This window comes from Nitrosospira sp. Nsp2, assembly GCF_003050965.1.
Taxonomy (GTDB): Bacteria; Pseudomonadota; Gammaproteobacteria; order Burkholderiales; family Nitrosomonadaceae; genus Nitrosospira.
This window is the reverse complement of record NZ_QAOU01000001.1, coordinates 419,738-435,309: the sequence shown is the minus strand read 5'-3', so window position 1 is coordinate 435,309 and position 15,572 is coordinate 419,738. Positions and strand designations below refer to the sequence as shown.

The 15,572-nt window shown below is 52.7% G+C and carries 8 protein-coding genes; 3 read left to right on the top strand and 5 right to left on the bottom strand.

Annotated elements, in window-relative coordinates; all coding sequences use genetic code 11:
- Positions 1-69: 69 nt before the first annotated feature.
- Positions 70-453 carry a hypothetical protein gene (locus C8R31_RS01920; RefSeq protein WP_107692375.1) on the top strand — a complete coding sequence of 128 codons (384 nt, stop codon included), beginning with the start codon at positions 70-72 and terminating at the stop codon, positions 451-453.
- An 802-nt stretch (positions 454-1,255) separates the two neighbouring features.
- Here C8R31_RS01920 and C8R31_RS15760 read toward each other — a convergent pair.
- Complete coding sequence (locus C8R31_RS15760) at positions 1,256-2,221, bottom strand: hypothetical protein (RefSeq protein WP_146164523.1); 966 nt, start codon at positions 2,219-2,221, stop codon at positions 1,256-1,258.
- Positions 2,222-2,901: 680 nt separating this feature from the next.
- Positions 2,902-3,468 carry a hypothetical protein gene (locus tag C8R31_RS15925; RefSeq protein ID WP_181320343.1) on the bottom strand — a complete coding sequence of 189 codons (567 nt, stop codon included), beginning with the start codon at positions 3,466-3,468 and terminating at the stop codon, positions 2,902-2,904.
- 1,260 nt (positions 3,469-4,728) lie between these two features.
- On the opposite strand from C8R31_RS15925, the gene C8R31_RS01900 reads away from it, so the two are divergent.
- Positions 4,729-6,123, top strand: coding sequence for a site-specific integrase (locus C8R31_RS01900; protein ID WP_181320341.1), 1,395 nt, complete (start codon positions 4,729-4,731; stop codon positions 6,121-6,123).
- Between the two features lie 146 nt (positions 6,124-6,269).
- Here the strand turns inward: C8R31_RS01900 and C8R31_RS01895 are convergent, their stop codons facing one another.
- The 3 genes from C8R31_RS01895 to C8R31_RS01885 all read right to left on the bottom strand — a co-directional run bounded on the left by C8R31_RS01895 (position 6,270) and on the right by C8R31_RS01885 (position 11,252).
- Positions 6,270-7,325 (bottom strand): GIY-YIG nuclease family protein, encoded by a 1,056-nt coding sequence (locus C8R31_RS01895; protein WP_107692371.1) that lies wholly within the window; start codon positions 7,323-7,325, stop codon positions 6,270-6,272.
- Positions 7,326-7,740: 415 nt separating this feature from the next.
- Positions 7,741-9,003, bottom strand: coding sequence for an McrC family protein (locus C8R31_RS01890; protein ID WP_107692370.1), 1,263 nt, complete (start codon positions 9,001-9,003; stop codon positions 7,741-7,743).
- Complete coding sequence (locus C8R31_RS01885; protein WP_107692369.1) at positions 9,003-11,252, bottom strand: AAA family ATPase; 2,250 nt, start codon at positions 11,250-11,252, stop codon at positions 9,003-9,005. The genes C8R31_RS01890 and C8R31_RS01885 overlap by 1 nt, the downstream gene beginning before the upstream one ends.
- Before the next feature lie 1,349 nt (positions 11,253-12,601).
- On the opposite strand from C8R31_RS01885, the gene C8R31_RS01880 reads away from it, so the two are divergent.
- Positions 12,602-15,571, top strand: a complete 2,970-nt coding sequence (locus C8R31_RS01880; RefSeq protein ID WP_107692368.1) for a DEAD/DEAH box helicase — start codon at positions 12,602-12,604, stop codon at positions 15,569-15,571.
- The last annotated feature ends 1 nt before the right edge of the window (position 15,572 follow it).

Sequence of the window (15,572 nt, the reverse complement as noted above, 5' to 3'; positions counted from 1 at the left end):
ATAAGCCCGAATGGCCTGCTGGATGAGGGAAAACGGGCGGGCATAATGTGATCATCTTCAGAGGAAGTTATGAAAGCCAAACCCAAGCGCGAATCCATGGAAATATCAGGCTCCAACTCTCAAGCAGAGCAGCCGCTTGTACCAGTCGAATGCTGGAGAAGCGCCGCGATGGGTATTACAGCGTACGTTTTCGAAGAATCGGAAACCACCATACGCGAATCGGGGCTGGTCCCGGAATGGGTCATCTATCCCGTTGAACCGGGCAACGGGGTCGCGGTGCCTGCGCACCATATATTTCCCAATTATGTGAAGCTTTTACGGCTCGAAAGCGGACGGTTGCGTCTAATGGTAGATGCGCGCGCAGTGCTACGTAGGGATACCATCTTCCAGCATTTCTTTGGCCGCTTGATCGCTGACGACAGTCTCTCTCTGGTGAGAGGAGAATCTGCCTGAGCATACAGGAAGCCGGGTCGCCTGAATCGGCCCGACTGGGTGTATTGGAATGGAATGACATTTGCTGGTAAAACAGGATGCCAGCTGGGCAAAAAGTCATCCTGACTGGGCGTTGTAACGTCGGGCCCATGTCTTAATCAAATACCTTTGCTTTAAATCCCGCCAGGATTTTTAGACGGAAGCGGTATCCTGGTGTTCGTCGGGAACGTGATGGTCGGGCATGACGACGTTGCCGTTTGTTGACGTGTTCAGCCGCCACGCCCTACACGTTTTTCACCGGGCTCCCCGAAATACTTGGGCCGCAGGATCGGCTTTCGCCAGAGGTCGAGTTGTTAGCGGCGGATGGCTGCTGCCCGGCCGTTGCGTCGCCGTATGCGCGGCTTTGGTCTGTGTACGTATATCCTGAGCCAGCCGCCGCCTTACCCCTCGTTGCGGCTAGCCGGATGTGCGAGTTTGGCTGGCCTATGCGCGCGCGATGCTACGAAGGGATATCATCTTCCAGCATTTCTTTGGCCGGTTGATGGCCGACGACAGTCGCTCTATGGTGAGAGGAGAATCTGCCTGAGCGGTACAGCCCTGCCGAACTGGGCAGAGGTTTCGGGCTCGGACCCGGCAAACACCGGGCCACATCGTGACAAATCCCTTAGGCAACCGCCCTTGTTTAACCGATCAAGGAATAACAGGTCAGGATTTTTCGGCGGAAGTAATGATCCTGAGCTCTTTGGGAAGGCATGGTCGGCATCAAGTAAAAAATTGTGCCATGCCGCGGCCCCCAACCGTCCGCCATCCACGCCTGGTTTTCTCATTTCAGCTTAATTCCTTCATAAGGGTCTTTTGGGAACTCTTTTTTACCCGGTTTGACTGGCATGGAAGCGGCATCGCCGGTCGAGTGGGGTGGCAGCGCGCCTGTTGAATCGGCAGGGCGCTCTCTCTTTGGGTCCACTGGAGCGCTTCCCTGCGCGTTGGTTTGTCTTTCGTCCGCGGATGTCTCCCTTGCGACCGCTGGCGCCTTGCCCTTGGCGGCGCGCCCGGCTTCCCGTCCTTCGCCAGAGGTCGAGTCCTTAACGGCGGATTTACCCTGCCCAGCCGTCGTGTCGCCGTATCCACGGCTTTGGTCGGTGTACGTATATTCAGAGTCAGCCGCCGCCTTCCCCCTCGTTGCGCTGCCGGACGTGCGAGTTTGGCTGCCGGATGCGTCTTTGGACTCGGGTCGCGCCTTTCCTGACGTTGCGCTGCCGTACGTGCGTTTCTGGCCCGGGGGTGTCTTTTTCGCGTCGGCCGCGGTACGTCTCTGGCCCAAGGTGTTTTTCAAGTCCCCGGGGTACTGACCAGGCGTTGCGCCGCCGTATGCCGGATTCTGGCCGGAGGGTGCCATTCTTGGGTCGGTCGGGTATTGTCCCGTCATTGCGCCGCCTCGTGAATCTCTTTGGCCCAGGGGGACATTACGGTTGTCGAGCGTCTGCCCCGATATTGCGCCCGCTGGCGTCTCTCTCTGGTCCAGGGGAACATTTCTCGGGTCGGTCGGAATCAGCCCTGCGGGGGTCCCGCCTTGTTGTGGTTGTCCCCGGTGTCTTTCTTCGGGGGGAGCATTTCTCAAGTCCGAGGGGCGCATCCCTGTTGGCGCCCCGCCTTGACCCATACCCCCAAACTGTCCGGGTCCGGGAATTTGAGCATGGACGACACCAGCTATTCCACTGATCAGACCGGCAAGCAAGATCAACCGGGAACTGTTAACTATATTGTTAACTGAAATGGAAGGGTGTTTCAAGGGGCACCTCGTTTAATCAAGATAGCTTCAAATGGTACACCTGACGCAAAATCGTTCCGTTCGTTTGCGTACTTAACCCAGAGAACTCAACAAACGCGCACCGATGTGCTGCCCATAAAACCTCGCTAACCCGGCTTATTCAAAGCGCGTTCCTGGCGTATCCCATTGGTCGTTCGCGACAGCAACATTCTACCAAAAATTACCAGCGCCTTTGATATCACCTATCCCTAACGGATGACTCTGCCCATGAGTCATAGGGTAGCACTCCTTCGCCAGCTTCAGTGGGTTTCATCATATACCACCGCTTATATTGCGTCGCTTATATTCTGTACCGGTAAGCGGGCCGAGTAATCCTTGAAAAAATGCCGCAAGTATTCCATCTGTGTCCCACGAATGATTTCCCGTCTGAGAGTACCCCTTCCTTATCCCAATCCCCAAAAGAAGGCAGATAATGATTAATCTACTGAACTTCCACCTGCCACATGCCTGACTGGCACCCGAGCATGGCAACCGTCGACCAACTCTTCCTTGCCGTGGGAGGCAGCTCCCCCAATTCCAGACCCAGACGAATCCCTCCATATAAATTATAAAAAAACGCCCACGGATTTCTCCGTAGGCGTTTGTAGGGCTATTACACTCGATTTAGCTCAGGCACAAAGCGCCATCAGCAATCGTCCGCGCTAGGCACCCAGAAAACCATCACTGACCCCGAGGTCGGGAGTGCCAACCAGTGTCGCCACCGGGGCATCGTGCCATCCCTTGCCATCGCCACCGTACGAGCAGCCGTCGGTGTGGGCGTGGTCGGGGAAGTAATCATCCTCGTGGCCGCTTCCGGCAGCCCAGCGGCCATGATCGCCATGGTCCCCTTTGTCATCATGCTTGTCGTTCCTGTCGTTCCTGTCGTTCCTGTCGTTCCTGTCGTTCCTGTCGTTCCTGTCGTGATCATCCTTCCTGTCGTGCTTGTCGTTCTTGTCGTGCTCATTCTTGCCATGCTTGTCGTGCTTGTCGTTCCTGTCGTGATCATCCTTCCTGCCGTGATCATCCTTCCTGCCGTGATCATCCTTCCTGTCGTGCTTGTCTTTCCCGTCCTTGTCCTTACAATCCTTGTCGTGCTCATTCTTGCCATGCTTGTCGTTCTTGTCGTCGTGCTTGTCCTTCCAGTCCTTCTCGTCCTTGCCCTTCCCGTCATGCTTGTCATTCTTGTCGTGCTCAAACCTAAGATTTAATGCTGAGTTAATAATACCCATGTAGACCTCCCGAAAGTAAGTTTGGATTGTGCGATTACCACCTGTTTATGAGATAGATTCATTAGGAACCTACCGCGGATGCAAGTTGCTATGATGTGAAAGCCGATTGCTCCCTCTCAATCACCCGGAGTAATTCCATCTTGCATGCCGCCTTTAGTCGTACAGCACGTAACATGCCACAACTGTAATTTACGAGGTATATCACGTGGTTATCAGGAATAGTCCCGATACAGCTCGAACCTCGCGCCCGATCACCCTGTCGCTTCCAAGCGCGACAACAAATTTGTTGAGCAAGAGAATTAACATATCCAGCGAGCTGATTTGATTGGTTTTTTGATATGTCGCCATCCAGCGACATATCAAATGAGTTATGTGGCGGTTATATGAAATTTTTTTGACAAATCGCTCAGAATGAAACTGACGTTTTTGCAGGCCCGGGGAAAATGTCGCCAAATGGCGACACCCCCGTGGAATGATCTTCTCCGCATAGTAGGTACGGGTTGTTCAGGGCAAAACGCGCCGGCTGCTGGCAGTACCCCCGTTACGAGAAACCTGACGGGACGCACGCCAAGAACACGGATTTTTCAAGTAGCCTTGAAATAGAAGCTGCACCGGCGCAAGGCCCTCGACGCATATAGGGGGGAGATGGGAGAGCCGCACGGCGTGTGCCTACACCGAGCCAGGAAATGATGAAAGGCCAATCTTGACTGGGGGGCGCCGTCTGGGGCAATTGTAGAACTACCGGTCGATCACTATATTTCTGAGCGGATCCGGCTGAGCATTTCGTTGCCGGGAGGTCTACTCCGCACTATCGATTCATCAACGCGCACGTATCATATTAGGGGCCCAGTCTCCGTGACGAAGGGCTCAGGAGGGGACGAAGGAGCACGGCGGTTTGGATAGGTAGGCGCATAGTATCCCCCGCGTGTTCCCAAAAGAAAAAGGAGTTAGACGTGTTATCTAACTCCTTCGTTATATGGCGCGCCCGGCAGGATTCGAACCCACGACCCCTTGGTTCGTAGCAAGGTATTATAAGGTAAACTAATAAACGATCTTGGACGCTATTGGACCTGCTAGAACATATACTTTCTTTTGTTTTCAGATTGTTAACATTTGATTTACAGGATATAGTTCGTCCATTACGGTGCGACGAGATTCGACAAAAGCCGCTGACCGGTTTACCCATGGGTTTACCCATAGGAATTAATGGACGTAGGCATGACAAGGTATCCGAGGGGCAAAAAAGGTAGCAAGTGGACCGTGAAAGAACTGAATGCCATTAGGGCAGAATGGAAAGGCGACACATTAAATGATGGCGGTGGACTATCTGGCGAAGTTCGCGTTAATTCTGGAAGTGTCTCTGTTGTTTTTCGCTACGCTTTCAAATGGCAGGGAAAAGTGGCGTGGCATTATTGCGGCACCTACCCAGCTGTTGATATCGCGGTTGTTCGCGAAGAACGCGATAAAGCACGTGATTTAGTTAAGTCAGGTGTTGACCCTCGATCCCACAAGGTTGCGGTCAAAATTGAAGCTCAAGCTGCCGTTCTGGAAATTATTCGTGTCGATGAGCAAAAGCGTACCGAAGCCCTAACCTTTAGTGATCTGTATGGCATATGGATTGAAGACGGGGTGAGCCGTAGCGATGGCAACAAATATATTAGGCAATCATTTGGCAAGCATGCCATTCCTGTACTGCGCGATATCAAAGTACAGCATTTGACCGAGAATCATTTGCGTGATCTTTATCGGCGCATCATTGCGGCTGGAAAGACGGCAACAGCGGTCGAGTTATCAAAGGACATCGGACAAATGTTGCGGTGGGCGGAAAAGCGCAAGCCTTGGCGTGCGTTAATGATCGATGGCAATCCTGCAGAGTTGGTGGACATCAAACAACTTGTCCCGAAGGGCTACACCAAAGAGCGGAAAAGGCAGTTAAGCATCGAAGAAATCATTCAACTGAAACGCATGTTTAATGCAACAACTCAAAATTATGCAAGCGATTCTCGAAAACATGGCGTCGAATGCGTCTTAAAAAAAGAATCGCAAATTGCATTATGGTTGTGCTTAGGAACGCTCTATCGCATCGGGGAATTGCTGAAGACTGAGTGGAAGCATGTGAACTTTGAGCAGCGAACATGGTTTATCCCGGCAGCAAATACCAAGGGTGAACACGGTAGAAAACACGACCAGCTTATTTACCTATCCGAGTTTACACTCGATCAATTCAAACAATTGCATTCCCTAACGGGTGACAGCAATTGGGCATTTCCAGCACGTAACAAAGAGGGTCACGTGTGCGAAAAAACTGTCAGTAAGCAGGTGGGGGATAGGCAAGTAAAATTTAAGCAACGCAGCCGAAAACTGAAATGCCGCGTTGAAAATAACAGTCTCGTACTCGGTGATGAAGAGTGGACACCGCACGACTTGCGAAGAACCGGGTCAACCCTAATGCAAAAGCTTAAGATCAACCGTGACATTATTAACCTTTGCCAAAATCATGTAATTGGCTCGAGAGTTGATCGAGTCTATTTGCTTGACGAATATTCTGATGAAAAACGTGAGGCATGGGAGATGCTGGGCGATAGATTGGAAGCAATTCTAAGGGGCGATGAAAACGACATGAAAGTGATCCCGCTGCATGTTCAAGTCGCTTAGCGACCGTTGAGGGGTCACTAATGAATAGTATCCGTATCCATTTGTTATTTTATCGCTACTTTGTTTTCTATGCTTTTTGTTACCCCAAAAGTTACCCCGTTTCCTGCCTTTCTGATAATCGACTGAAGCGGGGATTACCCTACCGGTTAAGAGAATAATCGGGCAAAAAAGCCGCGCTTCGGCTGTGGAGTATCAGGGTTATCTGGTTCAGGAGTCGTGCCGGTAGCTATGCCCTGCAGAGAATGAAGATAATCGATCACCTTTTTAAAATCGTTTTCTCTATTTAAGTCATTGGTGGTTCGGTAGTCTTTTAGATTCAGATTTGCGTGGTGCAGGATGCTCTCTGTTCGCTCCCCGCTAAAAAAGGTATCAAGAATGGTTGGATACTTCAATCCGTATTTTAATTTCCTATTGATTAAGAATCCCGCTTCCATAAATATAGATGACTGTTGCAAGCTCGTAAGATGCTTTTCGTCGGTAAACGATGGGTAGCTCTTAAGAAAATTTGAAAAACATTTCTCCGCATTCTCTTGGTTTCCTTCATCTAAAAATAGAACACCCATCGCCCAATAACAATACACGCTTCCCTTAGCCGCTCCCACTTTATAATACTTAATCGCCTTTTTCTGGTCTGCCGGCACACCTTCTCCTCGTTTGTGTATCTCACCTATCTTCCCGTACGCAGGTAAAGAGCCCAACTTGGCTGCCTGCCGATATAGTCGAAGAGCTTCGTCATAATCTTGCAAATAATCGCCAATTCCGTAGTAATAATTCTCGGCTTCCTCGAAAACCGAGGTCCAAATGTAAGTGCCACCTTCAGCCTCTTCGTCCTCTTGGAGCAAATCGTTTTCTGCCCCTCCTTCATTCTCCTGCGAGTCGCTGTCAATTGCCCCATGAGTCAACGCGATCGCCCGAATTACATCGTTCACCGGAGCATTAAAAAACTCCCTGTTTTTTGAAAGTTTAAAACCTTTTTGAAATAGAAAAGAATGAACAAAAGTTTCCGCAGAGCTGCAATCTATAAACAATTGCTCGTACACGACAATAAAAGGCGTAGGCAAACCAGTTGCGCGGGAGAGTTCGGTCGCCCTTTCCGATGGGTTGCGCGTTGTCTTTCCAATCTTGACTAATCCAGGCATAGCGCTATTAGCTAAAACGTACACATAACCGAGCTTGTCTGTTTTTATTTTGTTCGCCGACATTTTTTATCCCCATTTAGTTTCCCGCCCACTTTAAATGGCATTAAGGGCGGCCAAATGCTACATCATGAAGTCCTGCACGTTATTAAGAATGAGTTGATTTTGAGGGTTACCAGCATTTTGAACCCCAAGATGGCTTACGGCATCAGAGAAGTTGTCCTCCCCAGTGGCGGTAGCGTGTAGGGGGAAGCGTCCAAGCTGTAGGCCCTAATGTTTAGTCCATATCTGTCTCCGGGGCTGCTAGGTCTAAGAGGAAAAAAGGAATCCTTCAACGCTCGCAAAAGTTATGAAATGGCTTGTCAGTAGCTCGGCAATACCATCCTGATCGATCAGCCGCAGTGTAGGTCACACAACAACCGCCCAAAGTGGCCACTGCAATGATCAAAGGCTCAAATTAGGGACTTTGAGGGCTGCTGGCCTAGTGGATGGGCGCTTTTATTTGTGGTCTCAATTCCAGCGGCAGTGAACCGTTACGTGCGAGCCCTCGGATATCAACTGCGTGAATCTCTAGAATAGGAGCCCCCGGCATTGCCAGTCTATATCTTTCGACAAGCCCGGGCGGGCAGCTTATTGAGGACGGATATACTAGCGCCACACGTTCGCAGCTATATCGACTGGCATACACAGCCAGCTGATAAGCGTCGGACGGCGAAACGCCGAATGAAGAGGCTTTAGGATCAAGCCGCTTCCATTTGGCATCGAAGATCCGGACTACAATATCATCGTCCATCACGGTTACGTCTGGCCGGAGGCTGAAAGCAGGGCCTGTGTCAGATTGCGCCAAGTTCTTTGGCGGACCTTGCGACAAAATTTTAAAGTTGTTTTCCGGACTACCTCGCCATGCTTGCCGCACTTTGACGACGAGGAATGCTTCAAACAGTCGTTCCATATTAAACAGCAGGCACGTGCCATCGATTTCCCCGTTGCGGACGTCTGGAAAGAGGCCCTGCAGAAGCCATGCCGCTCGCTCGAAGATCGGCTTCCAACTATTCGTCATTCGATCAAAGATTAGCCGGGCAATATCTCGCGGTGTCACTGGATGCAGGGCGACATTATCAAAGCGATGCAAGAGAGCAGTCACGGTGGCCCTGGTCTGAACGCTGATTGCGCTAGAGCGCAGGGCCGACAACACGGCCTTCAGCGCGCGATTGTGTGGGTTGTCGGTGGTACGCTCATCAAAGCTACAGAACAGATGCGATCGGTCAAAGGCGTTGCGCCGAAGGTGATTGGTTAGGATCAATCGGCCGCGGAGCGCATTCAGGTTCTCTTCATGGTCCTGATAGTGTGCGATTGCGCCACCGCGTAGCACCGTGCTCACGCGAGAGCAGAAATCTAAAATGAACTGATCCAGCAAATGAAGCCGCTGCTGCCCGAGTGTTGACTCTCCCGCGTTGGACACGATGAGGTTCCCCGTGGCGCGCAGCATAGCCACCAGTAGGCCGCGCGCGCCCTCGTTCGAATCTTGTCCATCCTCAATCTTAGGTAGTAACTCCACCGTTACATCGCCAGCGCGCAAAACACCACAGAAGGGTCCGAAGCGGATAGCGCGATGCTGCCAATTCATGCTGCCTGCGGGGAGGGTGGGCTGAAGCCGTGCAAATGCTGCGGTCTCGGCTTCGCTCAGGCCGTCGTCTGTTCCGACAGGAATCGCATCTCGCTCTAGCAGGGTCAGTCGCCGCATCAGCGGGACTCGTAGATCTTGCGAATGGAGTCAGGGGTGATTTCCGCCTCGGGCGTTACCTCGAATATATGGCGCTCGCCAAGTCCGGCGAAGTCGGCACTGGGGAATAAGTTCACAGGGCCAGCAGTGACATGTCGCACAAGCTGGTATTCGCGATCGTTGACGGTTTGGTCGGCGAGGACCAGGCGTATCTGGCTCCAGTCATCGTAGAAATACTCCTGTAGGAGAGGCAGAACCGCTTTAGCAATCACAGTGCGCAAATCAGAAAAATTTCTCACTTTGGTGAAATAGGCGTGCCCGATTGTCTGGTCTCGGTGCAGGAAATGCGTGAGTCGTGCGTTGACCGCATTGAGTAGCTGACGCAAATCAATCTCACCGCCTTCTCCGTCGGGGATCGTTCCTGAACCCTGGCTGTCGATATTTCTCGCGTTCGGCATAAGCTCCTCAAAGCGGAATCGCCGCCGTAATGCCGTATCGAGCAGGGCGATTGACCGGTCTGCAGTGTTCATCGTGCAAATCAGATCCACATTCGCAGGCACGCCGAAGCGGTCACCAGAATACGGCAGCGTGACTTCGAGGCCATTGACTTTCTTGCCATCCGAGTCGAAGCGCAAACGCTTATCCGCCTCGATGAGCGTGATCAGTTCCCCAAAGATCTTAGCGACGTTTCCGCGGTTGATTTCATCTATAAAAAGAGCATAACGGCGACTGGGATCGTTGCGTGCACGATCACACAGACGCCGAAGGACACCGAGCCGGATCTCATACGTAACGGTCCCGTTGATAGTCTTCGGCCGGATGCCCTCAACAAAATCCTCGTAAGCGTAGCTCTGATGGAAGGTGATGAACTCAAAGCGGTCGCCCTCGTTACCGGAATAGCGTGGCATATATGTGTGCTGCAGACGATAGGTCTTACCCGTACCCGGCGGACCGTAGAGGATCAGGTTCAGCGGCTCCCCGGGATCAGATGCTTTGTCCGACCTTGCCACGGCTGGTTGCTTTTCTGTTCTCGCTGCGGATAAATCCGCCCACAACTGAGATAGGATGCGCGCAGCCTTTGGCTTGATCTCGATACCGGATGATTGCGGATTCCATGTCTGGTCCGGCACCTCTCGCTGAAGCGATTCCAGAGGCACAACCTGATCCTGCATCGCGTCTCGGATCTCGGTGAAATCCACGTCGATGAATTGAGTGGTTTTATTCGCCTGAGCCTTTTCGACATCGTAGTGGAGTGATTCATAGGGCCCGCGTGCCACGGATCCGAATGCTACAATCCCTTTTGGATCTACCCCGGTCCGCACTAAAAACACATGGTCTCCCTCACGGACTGCGGAAGATGCGCACCGCCAACCATGCCTCACAGCTTCTGCTGCGTTGGTGCTGGCACGGTCCGCGGCGAGGGTGGGCCACGGCCATTTCTTGGGGTTCCAGCTCAATAACCAGCTCTTTATTGAGTTTTTCCAAGTGGAGGAGAGCTCTTCCTCGTAAAAATCGATCTCGCGGGAATGTTCAGTTTCCAGCCGCCGGCGCAGATCGAGGAGCGCACGATCTATCTTGATCAGGTCCCACGTACGCAACTCCTTCTCTGTCATGCCCTCGAAGGCAGAGAGGATTAGTCTCTTGTCGTTCGCTGAGCTAATGCGCTCAAAGCTGTCCGGAAACATGAGATGAGGCAGGATATGTCTTAGCTGCCGGTTTCGAGCTTCGGGCAATGTACTCAGCCATTCTGTGAACATCCATGGATCGTTCACCATGTTTTGACGTTGGGCTCGGTCACGATGCTTAAAGTCGAGTAGCGCCGCAACTAGAAACGCAATCTCTCGCCATCGTTGTGTGTTGTACGCGGTGCCTGCTGAGCCGAGCCCTTCAAGGACGGCGTTGGAAAGCATGGGATGATCCTCGGGCAACTCGCCACCCGACCAGGACCAAACCAGTCGGACGTTCGCCCTCTTTTTCGACGCGCTGACGTTTGACTGGAACAGCATAAGGATCCAGAGGACCTCTGCCATTAGCTTAAGACATTCAGCTGATCCCTCGAAAAGTTGGGCCCGTAGCTTTTCGAAGAAATCACCTTCGCCCTCGTCAAGGTTTTTAACGAATCTCTGGTCCAACTCTTCAATCAGCGCAGGGATCCATAGCTTCAATCCATCCTGTAATATCGAGTCGTCATCGATCAGACAGCGCTCGCTCCATCTCGCAGCTGCAGCGTGGTTAAGCTTTGGATCATAGTCCGGGTTATAACGTGCCAAAACGAAATCTCCGTGTCGCTAGGTCTTCTTCATTCATTTATCGATGTGCGCGGTGCGGTCAAGTTTTTAATCGCGTAGAAACGAAGTGTGAATGCGTAGCTCCACGTTCAACCAGGTGAGGAGTGCAGAATCGCCGTTAAATTACGGTACTAATTAGGGATAGAACCGATCAGCTTTCGCGATTATAAATAACTCAGCAGTATTTACCAATGTACTGAGGTACACCAGAGAACCAGTATGGGTATTCCAGATTTAGGGATGAAGGATACGCTCCGAAGCGAATCCGTACTAAGAGCTGGAATTGGTAGATGAGGAAACTACTAGCAACGTTGTCGGCTCAGCAGGTATAAGTGGGCGCTTAGCCACATCGTGTTCTTTATAAGCCACTCAGCAATTGGTCTGTGCACGGCGTGGACGAGACCAGTAAGGGACCTAGTGAAATATGACATGGCTTTTTACACGCCGTTTAGCGGCGACCTGCGGATTAACAGTATTCGACTCACATTGTCTGATGACTTCTATATTGTTCCTAGTAATTTGATTTCCCGAAATTTTTACTGCTAATCGTAAATGTATTAGTTCTCTTTAATTCTCGTGAATTGCGTAATTTTCGCTGCCCAATTACACAGGAATTACACGGTCATTCTTAACCAACTCACAAGTCCGACGCCCCCTCGTATATTTATTGCGTAGTCCTTGCGCTACCAGGGGCTTGAGTCTGGGAGGGGGCATCTAAAAATAGCTTGGAATCTAATTATCGTCATAGACTCCTCTACGCCCTAATGCCTGCTTTCGCCCGCTCAGTGGCATTTGATTAGGGTCGCCGCCAGGAAAAGGCAAGCCCCTAGTTGGTTACCAGTGACGTGGTTGGATGACTGCTCCTAGGGCTCCTAATCCTAGGTAGAGCGTTCGAGCCGCTCACTACTCAAAACAAGTGGTTAATTAATTTCCTAACCGCTTTTTTATTTCATTGCTACCATATTTCTACCTTTCCTCTACGTAGCCCCTTTAAGTAGTACGCTCGACCATTGGGCCCTGTGGGATGAGCTGGCTCCGAAGTCCAGTCCCAAGGGCGAGACTCACCCCCTTTTTTGGGTAAGGGGAGTTTTGCTCTAAAGCTCCAAGCTTCACCAAAGTTCGGGTATTTCTTGAGGCAGGTAGTTACCCTGAGGAATGTAAGCTCGTTAGGGTAGTAGAGACTGTAGGCGTTGGTTGCCAAGGCGGTAATGGTGTGATAATCGCGTCACGCACGATACAATGCGAAAGTCTCCCGCCTTTGGTTAGAAAATGTAACGGTTTGCGAACCGGATGTGCTGGTGGGAGTATTCGCTCAAGGATTTACTCCCCTCATGCTTCTGCTTGGCCCCGGTGCTCGTGTCGTTATCCGCGACGAAGAGTGGCTTATTCGCCGCGTTGACCCCTCTGCTGATGGCGGTCGCCTGCTGACCTGCGATGGGGTGTCTGAACTGGTGCGCGGGCGCTCGACACTGTTCCTAACACAGCTTGAAGATGAAATAGAGGTGCTCGACCCGGGTGCAACCCGGCTCGTGCCCGACGAAAGTCCGACCTATAGCGCATCCATTCTCTACCTTGAAAGCCTGCGACGGCGCAGCGTCCCCAATGATGAAAGTATCCATCTTGGTCATCGCGGGGTGATGAATTTGATGCCCTACCAGCTGGACCCTGCGTTGCAGGCCTTACGGCAAACGCGTTCGCGTATTCTGATTGCAGACGCCGTGGGCTTGGGTAAAACGCTGGAGGCCGGCGTGTTGGCCACAGAGCTAATTCAGCGCGGTCGCGGCAAGCGTATTTTGGTCGTCACCACGAAGGCAATGCTGACGCAGTTCCAAAAAGAATGGTGGAGTCGTTTTTCGATTCCGCTGGTTCGCCTAGATTCAGTGGGCCTTGCGCGTGTGCGCAACCGCATCCCTGCAAATCACAACCCCTTCAATTATTTCGACCGCAGCATCATTTCCATCGATACCCTCAAGAGTAATCTAGAGTATCGCAACTATTTGGAAAATGCGTGGTGGGACATTATCGTTATCGACGAGTGTCACAATGTTGCCGCGCGTGCGAGTGAAACAGGGTTGTCCCGGCGCGCACGCTTGGCTCGCTTGCTGGCGACGCGTTCCGACACCCTGATGCTGCTCTCGGCCACGCCGCACGACGGCTCAGCACGAAGCTTTGCCTCGCTGATGAGCTTGCTCGACCCTACAGCTATTTCCGACCCGGATGATTACACTCCGGTCGATTTCCGCAGCAAGGGCCTGGTGATTCGTCGCTTCAAGAAAGATATTCGCGACCAAGTCGCGGGCGAGTTCAAGGAGCGTCACACCACACGGTTGCATACGCAAGCAAGTGCTGCTGAAGAAGGGGTTTACCTAGCCTTGCTTGCCGTGCCTTTCACACAGCGGGGCGAGCACAAGCCGGGCCAGCAAAACGAGTTGCAGCGGGTGGGATTGCAAAAAACGCTGTTCTCCAGCCCGGCGGCGGCGCTTGAGTCGACGAAAAAGCGAATAGCCCTGCTACAGGGCAAGCACACTCCAAGCGATGACGAGCTTGCCGAGGCGTGGGGCTTGCGGGATTTGGTTAACGCTTTGCAGACTCTCTCGGATGAGCCTGATGCGGCGAGCTTCAGCAAGTACCAACGTATGCTCACGCATCTGCGCTCGGCTGAGTTTGCATGGGCCACATCTGACGCTGCGGACCGGCTGGTGATTTTTTCCGAGCGTATCGAAACCCTGCATTGGCTGCGGGAACAGCTTAGCGCCGACCTGCACCTCAAATCCAATCAAATTGAAGTGCTGCATGGCCAGATGGCGGATACCGAACAGCAGGAGCTGGTGGAATGCTTCGGGCGCCTTAACGACCCCGTGCGTGTGCTGCTGTGCTCGGATGTAGCCAGTGAAGGCCTGAACTTGCATTACTTCTGCCATCGACTGGTGCATTTTGACTTGCCGTGGTCTCTGATGGTGTTTCAGCAGCGTAATGGCCGAGTTGACCGATATGGTCAAGCGCATCAGCCACACATCGTTTATCTATTCACGGAGACCGTCAACGAGAAAATCCGTGGTGACTTCCGTATTCTTGAAATCCTTGAAAAGAAGGATGAGCAGGCGCTGCTGAATCTGGGTGACCCTTCCGCCTTCCTGAATGTCTTTGACCCCGACAAAGAAGAAGCAAAAGTCAGCGAGTTCATGGCCAGCGGCCTGACGCCTGAACAAGTCGAAGCGGATATGGACGAGGCCGCCAGCATAGAGGACAGCAACGAGGGCGATTGGCTCATGCAGTTGTTCGGAGGGGATGATACAAGTAACCTCGTGCAGGACGACGTTGCTGCGTCCGGGGCGAAAACCGACAAACCAGGTAATAGCCTGGCTGACATAGACGAACCCACCTCCTTGTTCACCAACGACTATCATTACGCCAAAACCGCGTTGACCCTGTTGAACCACGGCCAGTTGCTGTGCCAGTGGTCGGCAGAAGACGCCGAACAGGTCATTGCCCTGACGGCGCCGCCCGACTTGCAAGAGCGCCTGCGCCAATTGCCGGGCGAGGTTCAGGCTGCCAATGACCATTATTCGCTGACCACCAACCCGCAGCGCATGGCCGAAGCCATCGAGGCCGCACGCCAGGCAAAGGCCGAAGAAGAGTCCTGGCCCCAGTTGCATTACCTGTGGCCGCAGCACCCCATCATGGAGTGGCTGGGCGAGCGCGTACTGACGCATTTCGGTCGCCACAAAGCACCGCTGCTGCAAAGCGCCGCCATGCAGCCTGACGAGCAAGCCATTGTTTTGATGGGGCTGGTGCCCAACCGCAAGGGCCAGTCTATGCTGGTGGAATGGCAGGTGGCATGTCGCCGAGCCCAGGGCGATTTTTCGCTGGAACCCTTCGATTCCTTCGCCGCACGCATCGGCATCAAGGCGGGGGGCCTGCCCAACCGAGGATACTCCGCAGAGCTTGATAACGTGATTGACTCCATGCAGCAGGCATTGCCGAATGCCGCTCAAATGATGCGAGTCCATATGCTCGATAAGCAGGCGTCTTTTTCTGCAGCGCTTGAGCAGCGGCTGGCGGGCACACTTCAGGAACTGCAGCGCTTGCAAGGCCGGCAGATGGAACAGCTTGAGCTCAGTCTGCAAACGCAGCTGGAAACTGTCAGGCGCGGCCGCTTCGAGCAACGCAGCCAGCAAATCAGCCGCGTCTTTGATGACTATCGTCAGTGGGTGCACGACACTTTGTCGACCGAGCCACAGCCTTGGATACAGGTACTAGCCGCCGTGTGCCATCCTCAAACCTCTCTCGCGCGAGCCTGAC

What these genes read in the sequence shown, in the direction of transcription:
- C8R31_RS01890 (WP_107692370.1), bottom strand. Translation starts at nt 9,003, where the DNA reads ATGCGGCGACTGACCCTGCTAGAGCGAGATGCGATTCCTGTCGGAACA.
- C8R31_RS01880 (WP_107692368.1), top strand. Translation starts at nt 12,602, where the DNA reads ATGCTTCTGCTTGGCCCCGGTGCTCGTGTCGTTATCCGCGACGAAGAG.
- C8R31_RS15925 (WP_181320343.1), bottom strand. Translation starts at nt 3,468, where the DNA reads ATGGGTATTATTAACTCAGCATTAAATCTTAGGTTTGAGCACGACAAG.
- C8R31_RS01920 (WP_107692375.1), top strand. Translation starts at nt 70, where the DNA reads ATGAAAGCCAAACCCAAGCGCGAATCCATGGAAATATCAGGCTCCAAC.
- C8R31_RS01895 (WP_107692371.1), bottom strand. Translation starts at nt 7,325, where the DNA reads ATGTCGGCGAACAAAATAAAAACAGACAAGCTCGGTTATGTGTACGTT.